The 21954-nt window shown below is 56.4% G+C and carries 24 protein-coding genes; 9 read left to right on the top strand and 15 right to left on the bottom strand.

The window, feature by feature from the left end:
- Window positions 1–47 precede the first annotated feature (47 nt).
- Window positions 48–398: an iron-sulfur cluster insertion protein ErpA gene (erpA, locus tag N7D90_RS02335; protein WP_016782396.1), complete on the bottom strand. Its 351-nt coding sequence runs from the start codon at window positions 396–398 to the stop codon at window positions 48–50.
- A 167-nt stretch (window positions 399–565) separates the two neighbouring features.
- Window positions 566–1600, bottom strand: coding sequence for an N-acetyl-gamma-glutamyl-phosphate reductase (argC, locus tag N7D90_RS02330; protein ID WP_261740728.1), 1035 nt, complete (start codon window positions 1598–1600; stop codon window positions 566–568).
- Between the two features lie 133 nt (window positions 1601–1733).
- Here argC and hemJ point away from each other — a divergent pair, with 133 nt between their 5' ends.
- The 6 genes from hemJ (at window position 1734) to coq7 (ending at window position 5775) form a co-directional block, all read left to right on the top strand.
- Window positions 1734–2159 carry a protoporphyrinogen oxidase HemJ gene (gene hemJ / locus N7D90_RS02325; protein WP_261740727.1) on the top strand — a complete coding sequence of 142 codons (426 nt, stop codon included), beginning with the start codon at window positions 1734–1736 and terminating at the stop codon, window positions 2157–2159.
- Window positions 2160–2189: 30 nt separating this feature from the next.
- Complete coding sequence (locus tag N7D90_RS02320) at window positions 2190–3161, top strand: NAD(P)H-dependent flavin oxidoreductase (RefSeq protein WP_261740726.1); 972 nt, start codon at window positions 2190–2192, stop codon at window positions 3159–3161.
- A 62-nt stretch (window positions 3162–3223) separates the two neighbouring features.
- Window positions 3224–3739 (top strand): DUF805 domain-containing protein, encoded by a 516-nt coding sequence (locus tag N7D90_RS02315; RefSeq protein ID WP_261740725.1) that lies wholly within the window; start codon window positions 3224–3226, stop codon window positions 3737–3739.
- Window positions 3740–3815: 76 nt separating this feature from the next.
- Entirely contained in the window at window positions 3816–4604 is a 789-nt protein-coding gene (locus tag N7D90_RS02310; RefSeq protein ID WP_261740724.1) for an SDR family NAD(P)-dependent oxidoreductase, read from the top strand.
- Window positions 4605–4670: 66 nt separating this feature from the next.
- The gene (locus tag N7D90_RS02305; protein WP_083369746.1) at window positions 4671–5009 is read left to right on the top strand and encodes a histidine triad nucleotide-binding protein; all 339 of its coding nucleotides are present in this window, start codon (window positions 4671–4673) and stop codon (window positions 5007–5009) included.
- Between the two features lie 118 nt (window positions 5010–5127).
- Window positions 5128–5775 (top strand): 2-polyprenyl-3-methyl-6-methoxy-1,4-benzoquinone monooxygenase, encoded by a 648-nt coding sequence (coq7, locus tag N7D90_RS02300; RefSeq protein ID WP_261740723.1) that lies wholly within the window; start codon window positions 5128–5130, stop codon window positions 5773–5775.
- 105 nt (window positions 5776–5880) lie between these two features.
- On the opposite strand, the gene N7D90_RS02295 is transcribed toward coq7, so the two are convergent.
- Window positions 5881–6303 (bottom strand): OsmC family protein, encoded by a 423-nt coding sequence (locus N7D90_RS02295; protein ID WP_003444470.1) that lies wholly within the window; start codon window positions 6301–6303, stop codon window positions 5881–5883.
- A 222-nt stretch (window positions 6304–6525) separates the two neighbouring features.
- Here N7D90_RS02295 and crp point away from each other — a divergent pair, with 222 nt between their 5' ends.
- Window positions 6526–7170: a cAMP-activated global transcriptional regulator CRP gene (gene crp / locus N7D90_RS02290; RefSeq protein WP_261740722.1), complete on the top strand. Its 645-nt coding sequence runs from the start codon at window positions 6526–6528 to the stop codon at window positions 7168–7170.
- Here crp and N7D90_RS02285 read toward each other — a convergent pair.
- The 4 genes from N7D90_RS02285 to N7D90_RS02270 form a co-directional block, all read right to left on the bottom strand.
- Window positions 7167–7868 carry a biotin/lipoate A/B protein ligase family protein gene (locus N7D90_RS02285; protein WP_261740721.1) on the bottom strand — a complete coding sequence of 234 codons (702 nt, stop codon included), beginning with the start codon at window positions 7866–7868 and terminating at the stop codon, window positions 7167–7169. The genes crp and N7D90_RS02285 overlap by 4 nt on opposite strands.
- Before the next feature lie 132 nt (window positions 7869–8000).
- Window positions 8001–8837 (bottom strand): indole-3-glycerol phosphate synthase TrpC, encoded by an 837-nt coding sequence (gene trpC / locus N7D90_RS02280; RefSeq protein WP_261740720.1) that lies wholly within the window; start codon window positions 8835–8837, stop codon window positions 8001–8003.
- Window positions 8834–9883: an anthranilate phosphoribosyltransferase gene (trpD, locus tag N7D90_RS02275; protein ID WP_261740719.1), complete on the bottom strand. Its 1050-nt coding sequence runs from the start codon at window positions 9881–9883 to the stop codon at window positions 8834–8836. Before trpD ends, trpC begins: the two co-directional genes overlap by 4 nt.
- Window positions 9884–9892: 9 nt before the next feature.
- A complete protein-coding gene (locus N7D90_RS02270) occupies window positions 9893–10486 on the bottom strand; it encodes an aminodeoxychorismate/anthranilate synthase component II (RefSeq protein ID WP_261740718.1) in 594 nt (197 codons plus the stop codon).
- A 397-nt stretch (window positions 10487–10883) separates the two neighbouring features.
- On the opposite strand from N7D90_RS02270, the gene estP reads away from it, so the two are divergent.
- Entirely contained in the window at window positions 10884–12815 is a 1932-nt protein-coding gene (gene estP, locus N7D90_RS02265) for an esterase EstP (protein WP_261740717.1), read from the top strand.
- A 56-nt stretch (window positions 12816–12871) separates the two neighbouring features.
- On the opposite strand, the gene trpE is transcribed toward estP, so the two are convergent.
- The 3 genes from trpE to rpe all read right to left on the bottom strand — a co-directional run bounded on the left by trpE (window position 12872) and on the right by rpe (window position 15913).
- Entirely contained in the window at window positions 12872–14353 is a 1482-nt protein-coding gene (gene trpE / locus N7D90_RS02260; RefSeq protein WP_261740716.1) for an anthranilate synthase component I, read from the bottom strand.
- 70 nt (window positions 14354–14423) lie between these two features.
- Window positions 14424–15242: a phosphoglycolate phosphatase gene (locus N7D90_RS02255; protein ID WP_261740715.1), complete on the bottom strand. Its 819-nt coding sequence runs from the start codon at window positions 15240–15242 to the stop codon at window positions 14424–14426.
- A complete protein-coding gene (rpe, locus tag N7D90_RS02250) occupies window positions 15239–15913 on the bottom strand; it encodes a ribulose-phosphate 3-epimerase (protein WP_019823117.1) in 675 nt (224 codons plus the stop codon). Before rpe ends, N7D90_RS02255 begins: the two co-directional genes overlap by 4 nt.
- A 332-nt stretch (window positions 15914–16245) precedes the next feature.
- Between rpe and N7D90_RS02245 the strand changes: the two genes are divergently transcribed.
- Window positions 16246–16704, top strand: coding sequence for an REP-associated tyrosine transposase (locus N7D90_RS02245; protein ID WP_261740714.1), 459 nt, complete (start codon window positions 16246–16248; stop codon window positions 16702–16704).
- Here N7D90_RS02245 and N7D90_RS02240 read toward each other — a convergent pair.
- From N7D90_RS02240 to N7D90_RS02220, 5 genes are all read right to left on the bottom strand, one after another.
- On the bottom strand, window positions 16701–17525 hold the full coding sequence (locus N7D90_RS02240) for an ABC transporter permease (protein WP_261740713.1): 825 nt from the start codon (window positions 17523–17525) through the stop codon (window positions 16701–16703). The two genes, N7D90_RS02245 and N7D90_RS02240, sit on opposite strands and share 4 nt — an antisense overlap.
- A 10-nt stretch (window positions 17526–17535) precedes the next feature.
- On the bottom strand, window positions 17536–18783 hold the full coding sequence (locus tag N7D90_RS02235) for an ABC transporter permease (protein ID WP_261740712.1): 1248 nt from the start codon (window positions 18781–18783) through the stop codon (window positions 17536–17538).
- Window positions 18784–18851: 68 nt separating this feature from the next.
- On the bottom strand, window positions 18852–19892 hold the full coding sequence (locus N7D90_RS02230) for an ABC transporter substrate-binding protein (RefSeq protein WP_261740711.1): 1041 nt from the start codon (window positions 19890–19892) through the stop codon (window positions 18852–18854).
- Between the two features lie 40 nt (window positions 19893–19932).
- Window positions 19933–21057, bottom strand: coding sequence for an ABC transporter ATP-binding protein (locus tag N7D90_RS02225; protein WP_261740710.1), 1125 nt, complete (start codon window positions 21055–21057; stop codon window positions 19933–19935).
- 256 nt (window positions 21058–21313) lie between these two features.
- A complete protein-coding gene (locus tag N7D90_RS02220; protein ID WP_261740709.1) occupies window positions 21314–21949 on the bottom strand; it encodes a response regulator transcription factor in 636 nt (211 codons plus the stop codon).
- Window positions 21950–21954 lie beyond the last annotated feature (5 nt).

Raw genomic sequence — 21954 nt, 5'->3', positions numbered from 1 at the left:
ACGCCGCGAATCTACGCGGCGTTGAGTTTGAAGCTTTTACAACACAATCAGATCGAGAACGATGATCCGCAACCACAGGTTGTGGTGGCATTCGGGTTCTTGATCACAAAGCGCGAGCCTTCCAGACCTTCCTGATAATCCACCTCGGCGCCCGCCAGGTACTGGAAGCTCATTGGATCGACCACCAGGCTAACGCCTTCGCGCTCAACAAGGGTGTCGTCATCGGCCACTTCTTCATCGAAGGTGAAACCATACTGAAAACCGGAACAACCGCCGCCCGTAACGAATACGCGCAACTTCAAACGATCATTACCCTCTTCATCGACCAGGCTCTTCACCTTGTGCGCAGCACCTTCGGTGAATTGCAAAGCCATGGGGGTGAAGGATTCGACGCTCATGCTGACTATCTCCCGGCGTTATGCCGCCATAATGCGTGATAACGCGCATTATCCGCTTCTCCTAGAAAAGCGGTCAACTATTTGAGGGTAGCGGCAAGCGATCAGCTACAAGCCGCAAGTGAAAAGCTCGCTACTTGCAGCTTATAGCTTGAAACCTGCAGCTGCTTTTAAGGCAGCATCCCTGCGTGCGACAAGCCCAGGCGCTCGTCCAGACCGAACATGATGTTCATGTTCTGCACTGCTTGGCCAGAAGCGCCCTTGACCAGGTTGTCGATGACCGACAACACCACAACCAGGTCGCCGTCCTGCGGCCGATGCACGGCAATACGGCACACGTTGGCGCCGCGTACGCTACGGGTTTCCGGATGGCTGCCCGCTGGCATCACATCCACGAAAGGCTCGTTGGCGTAACGCTTCTCGAACAGTGCCTGCAAATCGACAGAACGATCGACCACGGCCGCATACAACGTGGAGTGAATGCCGCGAATCATCGGTGTCAGATGCGGCACGAAGGTCAGACCCACGTCTTTGCCGGCAGCACGACGCAAACCTTGGCGAATCTCTGGCAGATGACGATGACCTTTAACTGCATACGCCTTCATGCTTTCTGACGTTTCGGCATACAACGAGCCCACGCTTGCACCACGACCGGCGCCGCTCACACCCGACTTGCAGTCCGCGATCAATTGCGCGGTATCAGCCAGGCCCGCTTCCAGCAAAGGAATAAAGCCCAGTTGTGTTGCCGTTGGATAGCAACCCGGCACAGCAATCAGCCGCGCCTGTTTGATTTGCTCACGATTGACTTCCGGCAAGCCGTAAACGGCCTCCCCCAGCAATTCTGGCGCACCATGGGGCTGGCCGTACCACTTGGCCCACTCATCAGCATCCTGCAGCCGGAAATCAGCCGAGAGGTCGATAACCTTGGTACCTGCAGCCAGCAACTCGCCAGCCAACGCATGGGCTACACCGTGTGGTGTTGCGAAAAACACTACATCGCACGCGGCCAGCGTTTGTGTGTCCGGCACGCTGAAGGCCAGACCATCGTAGTGACCGCGCAGGTTGGGATACATATCGGCAACTGGCAGGCCAGCCTCGGATCGAGAAGTGATGACAACCACTTCAGCCTGCGGATGCTGTGCCAGCAAACGCAGCAATTCGACCCCGGTGTAACCCGTGCCGCCGACAATACCGACCTTGACCATAACCTGCCCTCAACGAAACCACTGGAAAGCCTTCGATAATAGGGACACCACGCCCCTGCGACAACCGCCAAGGTGACTCCCGGACGCTCTACTACTACTATTTGATCTACCGTGAACCTGGGAATAACTAAAAATGCTTTATCTATGGCTCAAAGCCTTCCACATCATCAGCATCGTCTGCTGGTTTGCTGGCCTTTTTTACCTTCCGCGCCTCTTTGTTTACCACGCACAAAGCGAAGATTCCGTTAGCAAAGAACGATTCATCATCATGGAGCGCAAGCTGTATCGCGGCATCATGGGCCCGGCAATGATCGCATCCCTGATTTTCGGGGGCTGGTTGCTCATGCTCAACCCTGGCTTTCTCAGCCAAGGATGGATGCACGTCAAACTGACGCTGGTCTTTCTGCTCATCGGTTATCACCACATGTGTGGCGCGCAGCTAAAACGCTTCGCTCGTGGTGAAAACAAGCGCACTCACGTGTTCTATCGCTGGTTCAACGAAGTGCCCGTGGTGTTCTTGCTGGCTATCGTAATTCTGGTGGTGGTCAAACCGTTTTAAACTCACTTCCTGAAGATCCGAGGTTATCCAATGTCACTGCCCGCCCTGCTTGAACAACGCTTGCGCCTGCCGGTAGTTGCCGCCCCCATGTTTCTGATTTCCAACCCTCAACTTGTCCTGGCCTGCTGTCGTAACGGGGTTGTTGGCAGTTTTCCTGCGCTCAACCAACGCGAGAGCAGCGGATTCAAGGCATGGCTTGAAGAAATAGAAGCAGGGCTCGCCACATTGGATAACCCTGCGCCCTACGCCGTAAACCTGATTGTGCACAACAGCAATCCACGGTTGCAGGCAGATCTGGCGATCTGCATTGAACACAAGGTGCCAATCGTCATCACCAGCCTTGGGGCAGTCAAAGAGCTGGTGGATGCCGTCCACAGCTATGGCGGCCTGGTGTTCCACGATGTCACCACCCGGCGTCATGCAGAAAAAGCCGCAGAAGCCGGAGTCGATGGTCTGATTGCCGTCGCCGCTGGTGCTGGCGGCCATGCCGGCACCTGGAGCCCTTTTGCCCTGCTGGCCGAAATTCGTCAGTTCTTCGACAAAACCGTGCTGCTGTCTGGCTGCCTGAACCACGGCCACGAGATTCTGGCGGCACAAGTTCTGGGGGCAGACCTTGCCTACCTCGGCACACGCTTTATCGCTACCCAAGAGAGCCATGCTCCTGACGCCTACAAAGATATGCTGCTGACATCCCGCGCCGCCGATATCATCCACACCCCAGCGGTATCAGGTGTACCCGCCAGTTTTATGCGCCAAAGCCTTGAAAACGCAGGTTTCGACCTCGCCGCACTCCAGGGTAAAAGCGAAACGGGGGCAGGCAATAAACTCAAGCCGCTTACCGATGAAGCCAAAGCATGGAAAACGGTATGGTCTGCCGGGCAAGGTGTCGGGGATATTCACGATCTGCCAACTATCGATCAATTGATCGCGCGCCTGGATGAGGAATACCGCAAGGCGCAAGACCTCACCTCAAGGCTCTCGCAACATTGGCCGCACCACTGACATTGCCAAGCCCGCCATTTTCGGCGGGCTTTTGTTAAACATATCCGGACAAGGATGCCACCATGCCCGAGCTTAGCCTGGACAAAATCCCTCAAGAACCCTATGCGGCACTGGACCCTGTAGGGTTCAGCGGCCGCATCGGGCGTTTAAGGCTGCTGGCCTGGAGCATGGTACTCACCGTCATCGCCATGGTGACGTCGCTTCTGGTTCTGCTCGCAGTCAAGGTGTCGCCCACCCTTGGCATTACCTGCGGGGCTACACTCTCGATGGTCTATTTCATCCTTGGCCTGAGAATGGGTGCCCAGCGTTTGCACGACCTCAATTGGTCCGCCTGGATGCTGTTGCTGCATCTGGTGCCCGTGGCCAACCTGGTTCTGTCCCTGATGATGCTATTGATGCCTGGCACTCCCGGCCCCAATAAATATGGTCCCCCGCCGCCACCGAACAGCCGGGCGGTCAACGTCATCGCCTCGATCACCATCTTTTTGATTGGTCTGAGCATCTGCGCAATGATCGCCCTCTTTGCTTTGGGCCTGTTGACTGCGTTGATCAACGCAGTCAACAGCAACAGCCTGTAGACTGCCCGCCTTAATGAACGCGTTAACGCCAGGGACATCATTGTCACCGGACTGTACCGTTGCAATGGAGAACAGCATGACCCGTTACGCTTTAATCACTGGCGCCTCCAGCGGCATTGGCCTGGCCCTGGCTGAAGCCCTTGCCCGACGCGGGCGCAGTTTGATTTTGGTGGCCCGCCAGCGGGATGCTCTGGAAACCATTGCACTTGAACTGACCCAGCGTTTTGGGGTTGAGGTTTTGTTCCGCGCCTGCGATTTGGGCGAACCCCTGCGTTTGTCAGGTTTCTTGCTGGAGCTAGAAGAAGGTGACCGCCAGATCGACTTGCTGGTCAATTGCGCAGGCATCGGCACCTGCGGCCCTTTTCTGGCTCACGACTGGAGCGCCGAGCAAGACCTGATTGAACTCAACGTTCTGGCACTCACCCGCTTGTGCCATGCCATCGGCAACATGATGGCAGTTCAGGGCGGCGGGCAAATCCTCAATGTGTCCTCGATCGCAGCTTTCCAGCCCGGGCCGTGGCTCAGCACCTACTTTGCCAGCAAGGCGTATGTGCTGCACTTTTCCGAAGGTTTGCGCGAAGAAGTGAAAAAAACCGGCATCAAGGTCTCGGTCCTTTGCCCTGGCATTACCCGAACCGGCTTTTTCGATGCGGCTAAAATGAACACCGACGCCATCAAGCAAAACGCCAGAGCCCTGAGCCCCGAAGAAGTTGCGCTCTACACCGTGCGCGCCCTCGACAAAAACAAGGCGATCATCATTCCGGGTCGACGCAACCGCTGGCTAACGCGTCTCCCACGAGTCTTCTCGCGCTGGATGACGCGGAAAATTGCCGCCTCAGTCAACAAATCCTACTGCCCTCGTTAACGAGACTGGGCGTAACTCACCACCCTGAGTACACTCAGACCGGACTTCACTCACGGAGACACAGCTTTGGATACTCTGTTCACCAAGATCATCAACCGTGAAATACCCGCAAAGATCATTTACGAAGATGATCAAGTGCTCGCCTTTCACGATATAGCCCCACAAGCTCCGATCCATTTTCTGGTCATTCCGAAAAAACCGATACGCACGCTTAACGACTTGACCGAAGAAGACAAACCTCTGGCAGGCCATATCCTGTTCACAGCGCAACGTCTGGCCAAAGAACTGGGTTGCGAAGACGGTTTCCGCGTAGTGATGAACTGCAATGAAAAGGGTGGCCAAACGGTCTACCACATTCACATGCACGTTTTAGGTCAACGCCAGATGAACTGGCCACCGGGCTGATTGGCCAACGATTCTGCCGTGGGAGCTGCAGAGCTCCCACATTCACCCATGATCCAACGCAAACTCCGCCCGCCTGATTGGGGTAAACTGACCACCGTGATTTTTTCCGGAGGTAAGCATGACTACCCAACGTCACTACTCGCCGATTGACCGTCTTCTGTTACAAGCCGATACCGCCTTGCGCACACTGCTGCCTTTCAGCGGTATGCCTCATCGGCCGTCGCCTGCCATCGTCAAACCTGAAAACCCGTTAGACGCCCAGGCCACTCGCCATGTAGCCGGGCTGATGCGTATCAACCATACCGGCGAAGTCTGTGCCCAAGCCTTGTATCAGGGCCAGGCCCTGACTGCCAAGCTGCCCCATGTGCGCGAAGCGATGGAACATGCCGCTGAAGAAGAAATCGACCACCTGGCCTGGTGCGAGCAGCGCATCCGTCAGTTGGGTAGCCACCCAAGCGTACTGAACCCGTTGTTTTACGGGATGTCGTTTGGCATCGGCGCGGCAGCAGGGCTGATCAGCGACAAAGTCAGTCTGGGGTTCGTGGCGGCGACCGAAGATCAAGTGTGCAAACACCTGAACGAACATCTTGAGCAACTGCCGGCTGAAGACGAGAAGTCTCGGGCAATTCTCGAGCAAATGCGTATCGACGAAGAACAACACGCAGAGTCGGCGCTCAATGCAGGCGGCTACCGCTTCCCTGCCCCGGTCAAATTTGGCATGAGCCTGATGGCCAAAGTCATGACCAAAAGCACGTACCGCATCTGATCGCAGCCTCTAACTTTGGGCAGCTACAGTTTGTAGCGGTACTTTGCGCATAAAAAGGGCTGAACTCAGGCCCTTTTTTATGCTGCAACCGTAATGGCGACTCGCTCAGCCCAACTCGATGATTTCGTAGTCGTGGCTAATCGCAACACCTGCAGCGCCCAGCATGATGGATGCCGAGCAATACTTCTCGGCCGACAGCTCGATGGCGCGCTTGACCTGAGCTTCTTTCAAACCTCGGCCCTTGACCACAAAGTGCAGATGGATCTTGGTGAACACCTTTGGATCTTCGGTGGCGCGCTCTGCTTCCAGGAACGCCTCGCAGCTCTCAACCGCCTGACGCGATTTTTTGAGTATGCTGACAACGTCAAAGTTGCTGCACCCACCGAGCCCCAACAACAGCATTTCCATCGGGCGTACGCCCAGATTGCGACCACCACTTTCAGGCGGACCATCCATCACAACGACGTGGCCGCTGCCTGATTCGCCCAGAAACATGGCTTCGCCAGCCCATTGAATGCGTGCCTTCATCGCCCAGACTCCACTGTTTTAAAAGGGGCGCCAGCTTAGCACAGGGCCAGAAACTGATAACTCGCCACACTGAAGCGTTTCTCTGGCATCCGGCGGGGAAAATTCTGCAAACCCAGCAGAACCTGTCTGGTAAGCTGGCGCCAAATCGCTGGCGCCAGCCAGCAAGCGCTCTATATAAAAATAGATCTAACCCTTACTGTGCAAGCTTTTCGGGATACAACCATGGTTGCTCTTTCTCCCATACCCAAAATCAAGAACCTCGACAAGTTTTTGACTTTTTGCCAGCGCAAACGTTATCCGGCCAAGAGCAATATCATCTGCGCAGGCGAGTCCTCACACACACTGTTCTTCATTATCAAAGGTTCGGTAACGGTTTTGATTGAAGACGAGGACGGTCGTGAAATGATCATTGCCTACCTCAATAGCGGAGACTTTATTGGCGAGCTGGGTCTGTTTGAACAACCGGGACAGGAACAGACACGCAGCGCATGGGTTCGGGCCAAGACCGAGTGCGAATTAGCAGAGATCAGCTATTCAAAATTCAGAGAATACACACAGCAAGAGCCAGAAATTCTTTACGCGCTAAGTGGCCAAATCGCTCAACGCCTGCGCAACACCACGCGCAAGGTCGGCGACCTGGCGTTCTTTGATGTCACGGGAAGAGTTGCTCGCTGCCTGCTTGAGCTGTGCAAACAACCTGACGCCATGACCCACCCTGACGGCATGCAAATCAAGATTACCCGTCAGGAAATCGGCAGGATTGTCGGCTGTTCGCGAGAGATGGTTGGCCGCGTACTAAAAGGTCTGGAAGAACAGAACCTGGTGAACGTCAAAGGCAAGACCATGGTGGTGTTCGGTACACGTTAAGGCTTGAGCAAGGGCGCCAGGATCTGTTGATAGCTGGCACTCAGGCGCTCAAAGAAGTCGGGGGCAACAAACGCTTCGTGCAAGGCAATGTGGCTGTCAGCCAAGCAGCGTTGCTCAAGATCGCACAGTTGATTGAAACGATTGACCGCAGCCACCATCGACTCACGCTCGTTATCGACCAGCAATGCACCGTGCACCAGGCCGACAGGTCGCTGCCCACCTTGGCTCTGTCGCCAGCGCTGAGCAGTTCCGACCAGCTTGCGAGCATTGAGATTGACGTTGAAACGACCATCACAAAACGCGCCCTCAACCTCACCCAAAGACGCAGCACCACCCAAGTGAGTCAACAAATCGCAAATGGGCTCGCACAAGCGTCGATACGCGGTTTCGATACGCCCATGGTCACCTTCACTGCGCAAAGGCGCGTAGACCAGAGCGATATTGATCGTCGACGCAGACTGAGGAACCGGCTCGCCACCCGTTTCACGTAACAGAATAGGCCAGCCGCTGGCTGCCAACTCGACACTGGCCTGCTCAAAACCCGGCAAGCGACTCAAGCGGCGCGGCATGACCAACGCCCGATCCGTGGGTTGCCAGAACAGCACTCCAGCCTCCAACTCCCCGGCACAAACCGAGGCCAGCAAATCCTGCTCGGCCTTGAGGCCTGCTTCGACAGTGAGTTGTTTGACCAGCGGCATAAGATTCCTTCCAAACGCAGAACAACAATGACGGTGGGAGCGAGCTTGCTCGCGATGGCATCACCGCATTTACCTGACAGATCGCGTTGCCTGCATCGCGAGCAAGCTCGCTCCCACAGGAAGTTTTGCAGGTCAGTCCAGTGTCGAACCCGTCACCGGTACAACCCGCTCAGGGAAGAACAAGCGCTGCAGTTCGGTACCTGGATTCTCGGCGCGCATAAAAGCTTCGCCAACCAGGAACGAATACACCTCGCTGATTTCCATCAGTTCGACATCCGCACGATTAAGAATCCCGCTTTCGGTAATCACCAAACGGTCACGAGGAACACGTGGCAACAGATCCAGCGTGGTCTCCAGGCTGACTTCAAACGTGTGCAGGTTACGGTTGTTGATCCCCACCAAAGGCGTATCGAGGGTTTTAAGTGCGCGTTCAAGCTCATCGCCATCATGCACTTCAACCAACACATCAAGCCCTACGCTTTTGGCAACGGCAGCCAGTTCGGCCATTTTCACGTCGTCCAGAGCGGACACGATCAACAGCACGCAGTCGGCACCCAACGCACGGGCTTCGACGATTTGATACGGATCGATCATGAAGTCCTTGCGAATTACCGGCAAGGTACAGGCCGCGCGTGCCTGTTGCAGGTACGCATCGGCGCCTTGAAAGTAGTCGATATCGGTCAGCACGGACAAACAGGTCGCGCCGCCCGTTTGATAGCTCTTGGCAATTTCGGCAGGCACGAAGTGCTCGCGAATCACACCCTTGCTGGGTGAAGCCTTTTTAATTTCGGCAATTACCGCGGGCTGTTTCTTCTTGGCTTGTGCCAACAAGGCATTGGCAAAGCCGCGAACCGGATCAGCCTGAGCAGCCAGACGTTCGAGTTCTGCCAGGCTCACGCGAGCACTGCGCTCGGCAACCTCCTGAACTTTACGCGCCAGAATATTCTCCAGAACGGTTGGCACACTCATGCTTCATTCTCCTGCTTGAAAATCGCGGTAAATGCGCCCAGCTCTTCGAGCTTCTCTCGGGCCAACCCGGTGTGCAGCGCGTCATGGGCCAATTCCACACCTTCTTTAAGAGTGTAGGCAAGGTCAGCGGCATACAGTGCAGCACCCGCATTGAGAACAATCATTTCAGCGGCTTTCTGGCCCGCTTCAGTTTTGCGACGACCCAAGGCATCGCGGATCAACTCCAGCGATTGCTCCGGACTGTCGACCACCAGGCCAAACAGGCTTTGGCTCTTGATGCCCAGGTCTTCAGGCTGGACCCAATATTCCTTGATTTCACCTTTATGCAACTCCGCCACATAGGTCGGCGCTGCCAGGCTGAACTCATCCAGGCCGTCTTGCGAATGCACCACCAGCACATGCTTGCTGCCCAGACGCTGCAACACTTCAGCCAAAGGCCGGCACAGTGCCTGATTGAAAACACCCACTACTTGATGCAACACACCAGCCGGATTCGTAAGCGGGCCAAGCATATTGAACAGGGTTCGCAGGCCAAGGTCGCGACGCGGAATGGCTGCGTGTTTCATGGCGCCATGATGACACTGGGCGAACATGAAACCGATACCTACGCTGTCGATGCAACGGCCTACTTGTGCAGGGGTCAGGTTCAGATATACACCCGCTGCTTCGAGCAAGTCCGCACTGCCGCTCTTGCCAGATACCGCACGGTTACCGTGCTTGGCCACGGTGCAGCCTGCAGCCGCAATCACCAGAGCCGAAGCTGTGGATACGTTGAAGATATTCGCGCCGTCACCACCGGTGCCGACAATATCGACCACGCCATCGAGGGTTTTGAGCTCTACCTTGTCTGCCAATTCGCGCATTACGGTCACGGCACCGACGATTTCGTCGATGCTTTCGCTCTTCATGCGCATGCCCATCATGAACGCGCCAATCTGCGCCTCGGTGCATTGACCGGTCATGATGTCGCGCATTACATCGCGCATTTCATCGGTGCTCAGATCGAGATGACCGACGATACGGTTCAGGGCTGTCTTGATATCCATTTGAAGTCCTTAGCGCGTGCCGCCGGTTTGTTTAAGAAAGTTGGCAAACAGTTCATGACCTTGTTCGGTCAGGATCGATTCAGGGTGAAATTGCACCCCTTCAATGTTCAGCGTCTTGTGGCGTAAGCCCATGATCTCGTCGACCGTGCCATCTTCAAGCCGAGTCCAGGCGGTCAGCTCAAGACAGTCAGGCAGGGTTTCGCGCTTGACCACCAGCGAGTGATAACGGGTCACGGTCAACGGGTTGTTCAAGCCCTGGAACACCCCAGTATCGAGGTGATACACCGGGCTGGTCTTACCGTGCATCACTTGTCGGGCGCGAACCACATCACCGCCAAAAGCCTGGCCGATGGACTGATGGCCCAGGCACACGCCCAGAATTGGCAGCTTGCCTGCAAAGTGTTTGATCGCTTCGAGGGAGATACCCGCCTCGTTCGGTGTACACGGGCCGGGCGAGACCACAATACGCTCAGGCTTGAGCGCTTCGATCTGGGCCACGGTCAGTTCGTCATTGCGCACCACCTTGACCTCGGCACCCAATTCGCCGAGGTACTGCACAACGTTGTAAGTAAAAGAGTCGTAATTATCGATCATCAGCAACATGTTGCTAAACCTCTGAATTCACTGACATTCAAAACTGTTTTCAGAACTCTATGCCCGCAGTTTCAGTTGCTGGTTTGAACACACCAACCGAGGGGGAGCCATTCAGGAAAACGCAGGGGGCAGGTCCGGCGGGGCCGGCAGAGAAATATTAGGCGCGCCAACGCCAACGGCCTTGGGCCTTAACAACTCGCATAAAGAGTTTGCTGATGATCAACACAGGAAGGGTCTCATTTCTACGTCATGGCACAGTAACGTAGCCTCGCGACAGGTGCAACATGGGGTAGCGAATACAGGGGAAAACAACCATTAAGTACTTTGTGACTTTGTTTTACACGAAACAATTAATACAGATCGTTTTGTTAATGTCCGCGCTCTTAACAATAAAAAGGGTCGTCCCATGCGCAGGCTTTCACTACTTATCCCTCTGGCGGGATGCATTTTGTCCATCGTCAGCGAACGCGCCATAGCGGCCCCAACTCCCTACTCCACCATGATCGTGTTCGGCGACAGCCTGAGCGATTCGGGGCAATTTCCAGGTGTAGGCAGTGGCATGCGTTTCACCAATCACACCGGGCCCACGTACAAGGAATACAGCGGCGAGGAGTATGTTGCCGTAGCGCCCATGCGGCTGGGCGCAAAACTGGGTATTGCACCCGGTGATCTGGGCCCGTCCACATCGATGACAAATTCCGTCACAGGCTCGCCCGATGGCAATAACTGGGCGGTCGGTGGTTACCGCACGGACCAGATACTCAATTCCGTCACAACTGTTTCAAAAGTCACCGTCCCTGATGACTGGTTTTTAATTGGCGGTTCCGTACTGCGCAGCAAGCCTGGTTACCTTGTGGAGAACAACTTCAAGGCTGACCCCAAGGCGCTGTACTTCATTTCCGGTGGCGGTAATGACTTCATTCAAGGAAAGGTCACCAGTCCCGCTGAAGCAGGCAAAACCGCACAAAGGCTGGCTGCAAGCACCTACGCCCTGCAACAGGCCGGGGCACGCTACATCATGGTCTGGCTGCTGCCCGACCTGGGCCTGACCCCGGCCATTTACGGCACATCTGCCCAAGCGGGTACCAGCTACCTCAGCACCATGTTCAACCATGAGTTGGTACAGCAACTCGAACAGATAGACGCCGAAATCATCCCTCTCAATATCCCGCTGTTGCTGCGTGAAGCCGTTGCCGATCCTGCCCGTTATGGCTTGGCACTTGGACAGGACCTTATCGGTACTTGCTTCAACGGTGATGAATGTGCGGAAAACCCGAAGTACGGCCTCAACAGCTCAACTCCCAACCCGGGCAAACTGCTGTTCAACGACAAGGTGCACCCCACCGAGGTGGGTCAGCAGTTAATTGCCGACTACGCCTATTCATTGCTTGCCGTCCCTTGGGAACTGACTTTGTTACCCGTCATGGCTCAAGGCACGCTAAACGCCCATCAAGACCAACTGCGCAATCAATGGGCTGGCGACAACGGTCAATGGCAAGCCATTGGCCAATGGAGATCCATGGTTGCTGGTGGTGGGCAGCGCCTGGAAATCGACGGACAGGACACCTCCGTGAGTGCAGATGGCAGAGGCTATAACGTCAATATCGGCACCAGCTACAGGGCAGATGAAAACTGGCGTTTTGGAGTAGCAGGCGGGTTTTATCGGCAACACCTGGAAGCAGGCGCCAATGAATCGGATTACAAACTCAATAGCTATCTGGGCAGTGTGTTTGCGCAATACCAACACAATCATTGGTGGGGTGATGCCGCGCTGACGTTGGGAAGGCTGGATTACGACAGCCTAAAGCGAAAATTCGCGTTTGGCATAGGTGAAGGCATGGAGCAAGGGCAAGCTAACGGGCACCTTCGGGCGCTAAGTACTCGCTTGGGTTATGACATCGCACCGGCCTCAGACCTGTGGCACCTGTCGCCTTTTATCAGCGCCGAATATTCGCGGGTGGAGGTTAATCGCTATGAAGAAAAGGGGCGACGTTCGACTGCATTGAACTACGAAGAGCAGACGCTTGTTTCAAATCGCCTTGGTGCGGGTTTGCTCGCCAGTTACCAGGCCACCCCTCAGACGCTGTTGTTTGGCGAAGCCGCCCATGAACATGAGTTCCAGGACCAGACCCAACGCCTGAACATCGCGCTTAACAGCCTGCCCAATAATCGTTTCAAGCTCGAAGGCTATACACCGCCAAGTAACCTTGCCCGTTTGAGCCTGGGGGTCAGCCACAAACTGACCTCCGACCTTATGCTGCGGGCGGCTTATAACGCGAGAAAGAGTGACGGGGTTATGCAGCAGGGGGTGAATGTCGGGGTTAGCCTGAACTTCTAAAATCTCGAGGGCGGGCGTGTGGGAGCGAGCTTGCTCGCTCCCACAAGGGGACGCAATCAATCCCGTGGGGTTTGTTCGGCCAGGGCAACAGCACGGAACATTGCGCGGCGTTTGTTGAGGGTTTCTTCCCACTCAAGGGCCGGGACCGAGTCAGCGACAATGCCGCCACCAGCCTGCACATGCAATTCACCGTCCTTGATCACTGCGGTACGGATCGCAATGGCCGTGTCCATATTGCCGTTCCAGGCAAAATAACCGACCGCGCCGCCATACACACCACGCTTGACCGGCTCCAGTTCATCGATGATCTCCATCGCGCGGATTTTCGGTGCACCGGACAACGTACCCGCTGGCAAAATCGCCCGCAGTGCGTCCATCGCTGTCAGTCCGCTTTTGAGCTGGCCGGTGACGTTGGACACAATGTGCATCACGTTGGAGTAACGCTCGATCACCATCTTCTCGGTGAGCTTGACCGAGCCGATTTCTGACACGCGGCCCGTGTCGTTACGCCCCAGGTCAATCAGCATCAGGTGCTCGGCGATTTCCTTGTCATCACTGAGCAGGTCCTCTTCGAGCGCCAGATCGGCCTCTTCAGTCGCACCCCGAGGGCGCGTCCCGGCAATCGGGCGTACGGTGATCAGGTTGTCTTCAACCCGTACCAGCACTTCAGGCGAACTGCCCACCACGTGGAAGTCACCAAAATTGAAGAAGTACATATACGGCGTTGGGTTGAAGCAGCGCAGCGCACGATACAAATCGATCGGCGCGGCCTTGAAGTCGATAGACATGCGCTGCGACGGCACCACTTGCATGCAATCGCCTGCGAGGATGTAGTCTTTGATCGTGTCGACGGCTTTTTCGTAGTCGTCCTGGGTGAAGCTGGAACGGAACACTGGATCAGCCGCTTGCTGCGCAGTGAAGTCCAGACCTCGGCGCGGCGTAATCGGTTGACGCAGTTGCTCTAGCAGCGCCTCAAGCCGGGCCTGACCCTCTTCATAAGCGTCAGGCCGCGCCGGATCGACCAGCACGATGGCGTGCATCTTGCCAGCCAGGTTATCGAATACCACAACAGCGTCGGACACCATCAGCAGAATGTCCGGCACGCCCAGCGGATCAGGGTTCGGGCACTTGCCCAGACGCTTTTCCACGTAACGCACGCAGTCATAACCGAAATACCCTACCAGGCCACCGTTGAAACGCGGCAAACCGGCAATGGTCGGCACGTTGTAACGAGCCTTGAACTCCTCAACGAAGGTCAACGGATCTTCAGCTTCGAGGGACTCGATCTCGACACCATCGTGGGTCACGCTGACCTGATGATCATGCACACGCAGCACCGTGCGGCATGGCAAGCCGATGATCGAGTAACGGCCCCACTTCTCGCCGCCCTGCACCGATTCCAGCAAATAGGAATTGGGCTGATCGGCCAGCTTCAGATAGATCGACAGCGGTGTGTCGAAGTCGGCCAGGGTTTCGCGTGCAAGGGGGATACGGTTGTAGCCAGCAGCGGCCAAACGCAGGAATTCTTCGCGGATCATGAGGTGCCTCGTGGTCTGAGGGTAAAACGGTCAGGTATGCAAACGTGCCGGCTATGCGGCCAGATTCAAGTCAGGCGCGCCAACGCCAGCGGGCCAGGGCCTTGATAACTTTCATCCAGAGTTTGCGAGTGACCACCACGATGGAATCTCTTCGAGAGGGGGAAACAGAATTGCCCAACGTTATCTCAGGCGCAGAATCTAAGCAACCGGCTATCAGCTCTTGCAGGTTGCCAATCACCATATCCGGTGATTCTTCTTCAATCGGTCGGCCGTGGTTGTAGCCATAACTCAGGGCTACGCAGCGCACACCTGCGGCCTTCGCCGCCAGCACGTCATTCCGCGAATCGCCGATAAACATTGATTGCGCAGGAGTGGTGCCAGCCATCTTCATCACAAACAGCAACGCGGCAGGGTCGGGTTTTTTCTGTGGCATGGTGTCGCCACCGACAATCCAGCGAAAAAACCGCCCCAGCTTCAGCTCATCCAACAAGGGCGCTACGAAGCGCTCCGGCTTGTTGGTGATCAGGGCCATTTCAACGCCCTGTTTTTGCAGCCACTTGAGGCTTTCGCGTACACCGGGATAAACCTTGGTATGTTCATGGCCACCATCGTAGGCCTCCATGAAAATCTCCAGCGCCAGTTCGGCCTCAGTGTCGTCAACACCGCTGCCTTCCATGTTGCCGGCCAAGGCACGGCGCACCAGCATGGGCGCACCGTTGCCGATCCACAGCCGCACGTTCTCAATCCCGGCGGGCGGGCGACCCAACTTGAGCAGCATGGCCTCCACGGCGACGGCCAAATCCGGTACTGAGTCAATCAGGGTGCCATCCAGATCGAACATCACCAGCTTTGGCAGCCGCCCCTGAAGTAGCTGCTCAAAACGGCTCATGGACGGGCCAACGCTAGCTCGGCACGCATTTTTTGAATGACTTCTTCATAGTTTGGCGTGTTGAAAATCGCAGAACCGGCGACAAAGGTGTCAGCACCGGCTTCGGCGATTTCACGGATATTGCCAACGTTCACGCCACCGTCGATTTCCAGGCGAATCTCGCGCCCGGATGCATCGATCAGTGCACGGGCTTCACGCAGTTTATCCAGCGTGCCGGGGATGAATTTTTGCCCGCCGAAGCCTGGGTTTACGCTCATCAGCAAGATCATGTCGACCTTGTCCATCACGTACTTGAGCACATCCAGCGGGGTCGCCGGATTAAACACCAGACCTGCCTTGCAGCCGCCTTCGCGGATCAGTTGCAGGGAGCGGTCGATGTGCTGCGTCGCTTCGGGGTGGAAGGTGATGTAGGTCGCGCCAGCTTCGATAAAGTCGCCGATGATCCGGTCGACCGGGCTAACCATCAGGTGCGCATCGATGGGAGCGGTGATGCCGTACTTGCGCAAGGCAGCGCAGACCATCGGGCCGATGGTCAGGTTGGGTACGTAATGATTGTCCATGACATCGAAGTGAACGATATCAGCACCCGCGGCGAGTACGTTGTCCACTTCTTCGCCAAGACGGGCGAAATCGGCGGAAAGAATCGATGGGGCAATAGCGAAGGGCTGCATGACGCACCTTTTAGTGGGCTAAACACGGTGGCGCGCATTGTATACCGCCCACCGTGACGCGCGCACCGCCTTGCCACGATGATTGGCCATATGCCATGCGTAGCAGCTGCCGAAGGAACGAGGCTGCGTTCGGTTGCGCAGCGACCGCAAATTCTCAATCCCCGTTTACCTGACCCACCGCAATTTCAGGTTTTGCGACGGCTACGCCGTCGAACGCAGCCTCGTTCCTTCGGCAGCTGCTACGCCGGGTGCAATATCCGGTTAAAGGTTGGCTTTGTTACTTGCCGATGGCTGATCTAGCGTTAGTAATCATCAAACCGGAGGGCAAAGGATTGCCAGTTTTAAACAACGCATGCCGCCTGCGTATAGGCCGCTACTCAGAACCGGGTGGTATCTATCTGCTCACCACTGTCACCGACCAACGGCGGCCAGTATTCAATGACTTTCACCTAGGCCGCCTCGTAGTCAACCAGCTCCGGCACGCTCACGACGAAGGCGTCGTCAACTCAATTGCCTGGGTAGTCATGCCCGACCATTGCCATTGGCTGGTCGAGCTACGTCATAAATCGCTGAGCGAGCTGATGTGCCGCATAAAATCACGCAGTAGCGTGGCAGTTAACCACGCAAGCCAATCCAATGGCCGACTGTGGCAAAAAGGCTATTACGACAGGGCACTACGCCATGAAGAGGACCTTAAGGCCGCAGCCCGCTACATCATCAGAAACCCGATCCGTGCACAGCTGGCCACACGGATCGGCGATTACCCCTTGTGGGATGCCTGCTGGTTCTAGGCCTGCGCCGTACGCAGCTTTTCACTGCGCCCACGCAACCACTCAAGGGTCAGCAACAACACCACCGAAAAAGCGATCAGCAAGGTTGCCGCAGCAGCAATGGTCGGGCTGAGGTTTTCGCGGATGCCGCTGAACATCTGCCGTGGCAGGGTCGCCTGCTCGGGCCCGGCCAAAAACAGCGTGACCACCACTTCATCAAACGAGGTGGCGAAGGCAAACAGCGCACCCGAAATAACCCCCGGTGCAATCAACGGCAAGGTCACCCGGCGAAAGGCAGTCAACGGCGATGCACCCAAACTGGCCGCCGCCCGTACCAGATTGTGATTAAAACCCTGCAAGGTTGCTGACACGGTAATGATCACAAACGGCACGCCCAACACCGCGTGCACCACAATCAACGAGATGTAGCTGTTACCCAACCCCAGCGGGGCAAAAAACAGGTAACTGGCCACACCGATAATCACCACCGGCACCACCATCGGCGAGATCACCAACGCCATCACCAATGCTTTGCCGGGGAAGTCACCACGGGTCAGACCAATTGCCGCCAGCGTGCCGAACACCATCGCCAGCACCGTGGCCGCCGGGGCCACGATCACACTGTTTCTCAGGGCACGCATCCATTCGGCCGAAGCAAAGAAGTCCTGATACCAGTGCAGCGAAAACCCCTGCAGCGGATACACCAGGAAACTGCCCGAGTTGAATGACAACGGAATAATCACCAGTACCGGCAAAATCAAAAACAACAGGATCAGCCCGCAAAGAATGCGCAAGCTGTAGAACCAGACCCGCTCAACGGGTGACATGTATGGGCTCAGCATGGCGTTCTCCTTAACTCAAGCGCAGGCGGCTGGCGCCTACCAACCAGTTGTACATCAGGTACAGCACCACGGTAGCCAGCAACAACAAACCACCCAATGCTGTCGCCATACCCCAGTTGATGCTGGTGTTGGTGTAAAACGCCACGAAGTAGCTGACCATCTGGTCGTTCGGGCTACCGAGCAAGGCAGGGGTGATGTAGTAGCCAATGGCGATAATGAACACCAGCAAACAACCCGCCCCTACACCGGCGTAAGTCTGCGGGAAATACACCCGCCAGAAGCTGGCAAACGGATGGCAGCCAAGTGAGATCGCTGCACGCATATAGGTAGGCGATATACCTTTCATCACGCTGTAAATCGGCAGAATCATGAACGGCAACAGAATGTGCACCATTGAGATGTAAACCCCGGTGCGGTTGAACACCAACTCCAGCGGCTTGTCGATCAGCCCCATGCTAATCAGCGCGCTATTGATCAGCCCGCCCGATTGCAGCAACACAATCCAGGACGCAACCCGCACCAGCACCGACGTCCAGAACGGCAACAGCACCAAAATCATCAGCAGGTTGCTTTGCCGGGTCGGCAGGTTGGCCAGCAAGTACGCCAACGGGTAGGCCAGCACCAGACAAATGCAGGTAATCACAAAGCCCATCCAGAAAGTACGGGCGAAGATGTCCAGATAGATCGACTGATCCGGCGTGGCCTGGGCAATTTCACCCAGGTCGTCGATACGGTGATCCACAGCCGCCAGCAGATAAAACGGGGTCACGCTGGAAGTATTGCGCTTGATCGCCTGCCAGTAAGCCGGGTCGCCCCAACGCTCATCAATGACTTCCATCGCATCTTTGTAGGACTCAGGGGCCGCTTTGAATGGCAGCGCCTTGGCGGTTTTCATCAGCAGGCTGCGATAGCCGGCCAATTCCATATTCAGACGCTTGGACAAATCGCCCAAGACTTGATTCTTGCGCGCTTGGGCCAGGTCTTCACTCAGTGCCTGATAAACCGGTTCCGCTGGTAAACCCTTGCCATCCCACCCGGCAACAGCCACGACGGTGCGGGGCAAGCCTTCGACCACTTCCGGGTTACCCACGCTTTTGTAGAGCAGGGCCGCAATCGGCACCAGAAACACCAGCAGCAGAAATATCACCAGGGGCGCAATCAGCGCCTGCGCCTTCCAGCGGTTAATCCGCTCGGCATGTGCCAGGCGTTTCTTCAAGGTGGGGCTGGAGACCTCGTTCAGGGGAACGGCGACGGCCATGGCGAACTCCGAAAATCTTTAAACGATGGCGGCGCGACCCAGTGGGTCGCACCGCATGTCAACGCTGCTTACTTGGCAGCCCAGGCGTTGAAGCGTTGTTCCAGTTGCTCACCGTTATCAGCCCAGAAGCTGACGTCGATCTGCACCTGGTTAGCGATGTTTTGCGGGGCTGTAGGCATATCGGCCTGCACCTCTTTAGGCAGCAGTGGCATCGCTTCCTTGTTGGCCGGACCGTAAGCGATGTTCTGCGAGTACACACTCTGCTGTTGTGGCATCAGCGTGAACGCCATGAACTTCTTGGCGGCGTCCGCCTTGGCTTTGCCCAACCCTTTAGGAATGGCCCATGCATCGAAATCGTAAATGCCGCCATTCCAGACGATCTTCAGATTGCTTTCTTTCTGCACGGCAGCGATGCGACCGTTGTAGGCCGAGCTCATTACCACATCGCCAGAGGCCAGGTACTGGGGTGGCTGTGCGCCCGCTTCCCACCACTGAATGTTCGGCTTGAGTTCATCGAGTTTTTTGAAGGCACGGTTCTGACCGTCTTTGCTCGCCAGCACGGTGTATACATCCTTGGGCGCGACACCGTCGGCCATCAAGGCGAATTCCAGGGTGTACTTGGCGCCTTTACGCAGCCCGCGTTTACCCGGGAAGGTTTTGGTGTCCCAGAAATCGGCCCAACTGGTCGGCGCGGTTTTCAGCTTGTCGGCGTTGTAGGCCAGCACGGTAGACCACACGAAGAAGCCAGCTCCGCAGGATTGAATCGCGCCTTTGACGTATTGCTCGGGATTGCCGAACAGTGCCGGGTCCAGAGGCTCGAACATGTCCTCGTCGCAACCGCGGGACAGTTCCGGGGATTCCACTTCTACCAGATCCCAGGAGATGCTTTTGGTGTCGACCATGGCCTTGATCTTGGCCATTTCACCGTTGTATTCCCCGGCGATGATCTTGCCTTCGCCCTTGGCTTCCCAAGGGGCATAAAACGCTTTGACTTGAGCCGCCTTGTTCGCGCCGCCAAACGACACCACGGTCAGATCGGTTGCGGCCAGAGCATTGGCCGCGAACATCAGGCCCAGACTTAAGGCCGTGAATTTGAAGGATGTATGCATTGTTGTTCTCCGCTGTGCAGGGTTGGTGAAGCCGGGGCGATCAATTCGCCTCTAAGAGAGGGTCCAGCGCACGTACATGTTCGACCTGCCAGCCCAATGGCACGACGTCACCGACGGCCAGGGTGGGGTCCAGCTCGGCAATCGGCTGTTTCACAAAAAAATCGTTCATGCCGCAGACTTCCATACGCACCCGAACGTGATCGCCCAGGTAGATAAATTCTTCAACCCGGCCCGAGAAGCGGTTGGCGCATGACTCACTGGAACCATTGAGGCTAATGCGTTCCGGACGGATCGACAGGGTCACCGGATCACCTGTACGACCGACATTCACCGCCAGCGCCTGGACCTTCTCGCCCCTGCTCAGCTCGACCACACAGCGATCACCGTTCTGACTGTGCAGACGGCCATTGAGGCGGTTGTTTTCGCCGATGAAGTTGGCAACAAAGGTATTTTTCGGCTCTTCATAGAGCATGCGCGGCGGGGCAATTTGCTGGATTTCACCTTGATGAAATACCGCAACGCGGTCAGACATGGTCAGGGCTTCACCCTGGTCGTGTGTCACGTAGACCACGGTCACGCCGAGACGCTGATGCAGGTGTTTGATTTCCATCTGCATGTGTTCACGCAATTGCTTGTCCAATGCGCCCAACGGTTCGTCCATCAGCACCAGCTGTGGCTCGAATACCAGTGCGCGAGCCAGTGCCACGCGCTGTTGCTGGCCGCCAGAGAGCTGGGCCGGATAACGCTGGGCAAAAGCATCGAGTTGCACCATGCTCAATACGCGCTTGACCCGTTCACTGATGTCGGTGCGGTTCAGCCCGCGTACTGACAGCGGAAAGCCGAGGTTTTCGGCCACGGTCATGTGCGGGAACAGCGCATAGTTCTGGAACACCATGCCGATATCGCGCTTGTGCGGAGGCACATTATTGATCGAGCGCCCCGCCAGCAGAATCTCACCCGCGGTTGGGGTCTCGAAGCCGGCCAGCATCATCAGGCTGGTGGTTTTGCCCGAACCGGACGGCCCGAGCAAGGTCAGGAACTCGCCTTTGCGAATCTCCAGATTGAGATCTTTAACGATCAGGTTTTCGCCGTCGTAGCTCTTTTGCACGCCACGAAAGCTGACCAGAATCTCATCCGCCCCAGCGCTTGCACCGACCTCACTCATAACCACACCTTTTTGTTTTGGACTGCCGTAGCCCAAGACTAAAGAAGCGACCACCGCACAGTAATCGGGGGGCAAGAGAGATTCACATCAGGAGGCTGGAAGGGCTTGGGTAGGGATTGCCCTACAGGGATGTCGCGATTGGGATGGTTGCACCGATTAAGCCCTGCATCACGCTGCAGGGTTATGTCATAAGGGTCGTAAACAGATATGTGGGGCATGCCACAATCCCGCAGCTGCCCCCCCGCTTCGAATACGGTTACAACAACTTGTGTTCCATCGCGTACTTCACCAAATCAGCCAGCGAAGTGATATTGAGCTTTTGCATCAGCCGCGCCTTGTGGGTGCTGATGGTCTTGCTGCTCAGCGCCAGCTGTTGGGCAATATCGTTGACGTTAACCCCCTGGGCCAGTCTCTTGAACACCGAAAATTCGCGCTCGGACAGCAAGGCATGCAAAGGGCGTGAATCGGTCAGGCCAACCTCGAACACCATGCGGTCCGCCAGGTCCGGGTCGATATAACGCCCACCTGCCGCCACCTTGCGAATAGCCATCAGCAATAGCGCCGGGTCACTGTCTTTGGTGGCATAGCCCGCCGCACCAAACTTCAGCGCGCGCGCCGCCATTTGTGCTTCGTCGTGCATCGACAACACCAGAATCGCCGGTGGATTGTTCAAGGCGCGAATCCGCGGTATCGCCTCCAGGCCATTGACCCCGGGCATGGAGATATCCAGCAGCACCACCTCACACGGAACATGGCGCAAGGTTTCCAGCAACTGCTCGCCATTACTGGCCTCGCCCACCACCAGCAGGTCTTTGGCCAGGCCGATCAATTGCTTGATCCCTTCACGCACGATGGTGTGGTCTTCTGCTACCAGTACACGAATCACGAGCATTTCCT

The organism is Pseudomonas fragi (genome assembly GCF_025426255.1).
Taxonomy (GTDB): domain Bacteria; phylum Pseudomonadota; class Gammaproteobacteria; order Pseudomonadales; family Pseudomonadaceae; genus Aquipseudomonas; species Aquipseudomonas kulmbachensis.
The sequence above is the reverse complement of the archived record's forward strand: the minus strand, read 5'-3'. Positions and strand labels throughout refer to the sequence as shown.

Coding starts and splice junctions, on each gene's coding strand:
- erpA (WP_016782396.1), bottom strand. CDS start 398: ATGAGCGTCGAATCCTTCACCCCCATGGCTTTGCAATTCACCGAAGGT.
- argC (WP_261740728.1), bottom strand. CDS start 1,600: ATGGTCAAGGTCGGTATTGTCGGCGGCACGGGTTACACCGGGGTCGAA.
- hemJ (WP_261740727.1), top strand. CDS start 1,734: ATGCTTTATCTATGGCTCAAAGCCTTCCACATCATCAGCATCGTCTGC.
- N7D90_RS02320 (WP_261740726.1), top strand. CDS start 2,190: ATGTCACTGCCCGCCCTGCTTGAACAACGCTTGCGCCTGCCGGTAGTT.
- N7D90_RS02315 (WP_261740725.1), top strand. CDS start 3,224: ATGCCCGAGCTTAGCCTGGACAAAATCCCTCAAGAACCCTATGCGGCA.
- N7D90_RS02310 (WP_261740724.1), top strand. CDS start 3,816: ATGACCCGTTACGCTTTAATCACTGGCGCCTCCAGCGGCATTGGCCTG.
- coq7 (WP_261740723.1), top strand. CDS start 5,128: ATGACTACCCAACGTCACTACTCGCCGATTGACCGTCTTCTGTTACAA.
- N7D90_RS02295 (WP_003444470.1), bottom strand. CDS start 6,303: ATGAAGGCACGCATTCAATGGGCTGGCGAAGCCATGTTTCTGGGCGAA.
- crp (WP_261740722.1), top strand. CDS start 6,526: ATGGTTGCTCTTTCTCCCATACCCAAAATCAAGAACCTCGACAAGTTT.
- N7D90_RS02285 (WP_261740721.1), bottom strand. CDS start 7,868: ATGCCGCTGGTCAAACAACTCACTGTCGAAGCAGGCCTCAAGGCCGAG.
- trpC (WP_261740720.1), bottom strand. CDS start 8,837: ATGAGTGTGCCAACCGTTCTGGAGAATATTCTGGCGCGTAAAGTTCAG.
- trpD (WP_261740719.1), bottom strand. CDS start 9,883: ATGGATATCAAGACAGCCCTGAACCGTATCGTCGGTCATCTCGATCTG.
- N7D90_RS02270 (WP_261740718.1), bottom strand. CDS start 10,486: ATGTTGCTGATGATCGATAATTACGACTCTTTTACTTACAACGTTGTG.
- estP (WP_261740717.1), top strand. CDS start 10,884: ATGCGCAGGCTTTCACTACTTATCCCTCTGGCGGGATGCATTTTGTCC.
- trpE (WP_261740716.1), bottom strand. CDS start 14,353: ATGATCCGCGAAGAATTCCTGCGTTTGGCCGCTGCTGGCTACAACCGT.
- N7D90_RS02255 (WP_261740715.1), bottom strand. CDS start 15,242: ATGAGCCGTTTTGAGCAGCTACTTCAGGGGCGGCTGCCAAAGCTGGTG.
- rpe (WP_019823117.1), bottom strand. CDS start 15,913: ATGCAGCCCTTCGCTATTGCCCCATCGATTCTTTCCGCCGATTTCGCC.
- N7D90_RS02240 (WP_261740713.1), bottom strand. CDS start 17,525: ATGCTGAGCCCATACATGTCACCCGTTGAGCGGGTCTGGTTCTACAGC.
- N7D90_RS02235 (WP_261740712.1), bottom strand. CDS start 18,783: ATGGCCGTCGCCGTTCCCCTGAACGAGGTCTCCAGCCCCACCTTGAAG.
- N7D90_RS02230 (WP_261740711.1), bottom strand. CDS start 19,892: ATGCATACATCCTTCAAATTCACGGCCTTAAGTCTGGGCCTGATGTTC.
- N7D90_RS02225 (WP_261740710.1), bottom strand. CDS start 21,057: ATGAGTGAGGTCGGTGCAAGCGCTGGGGCGGATGAGATTCTGGTCAGC.
- N7D90_RS02220 (WP_261740709.1), bottom strand. CDS start 21,949: ATGCTCGTGATTCGTGTACTGGTAGCAGAAGACCACACCATCGTGCGT.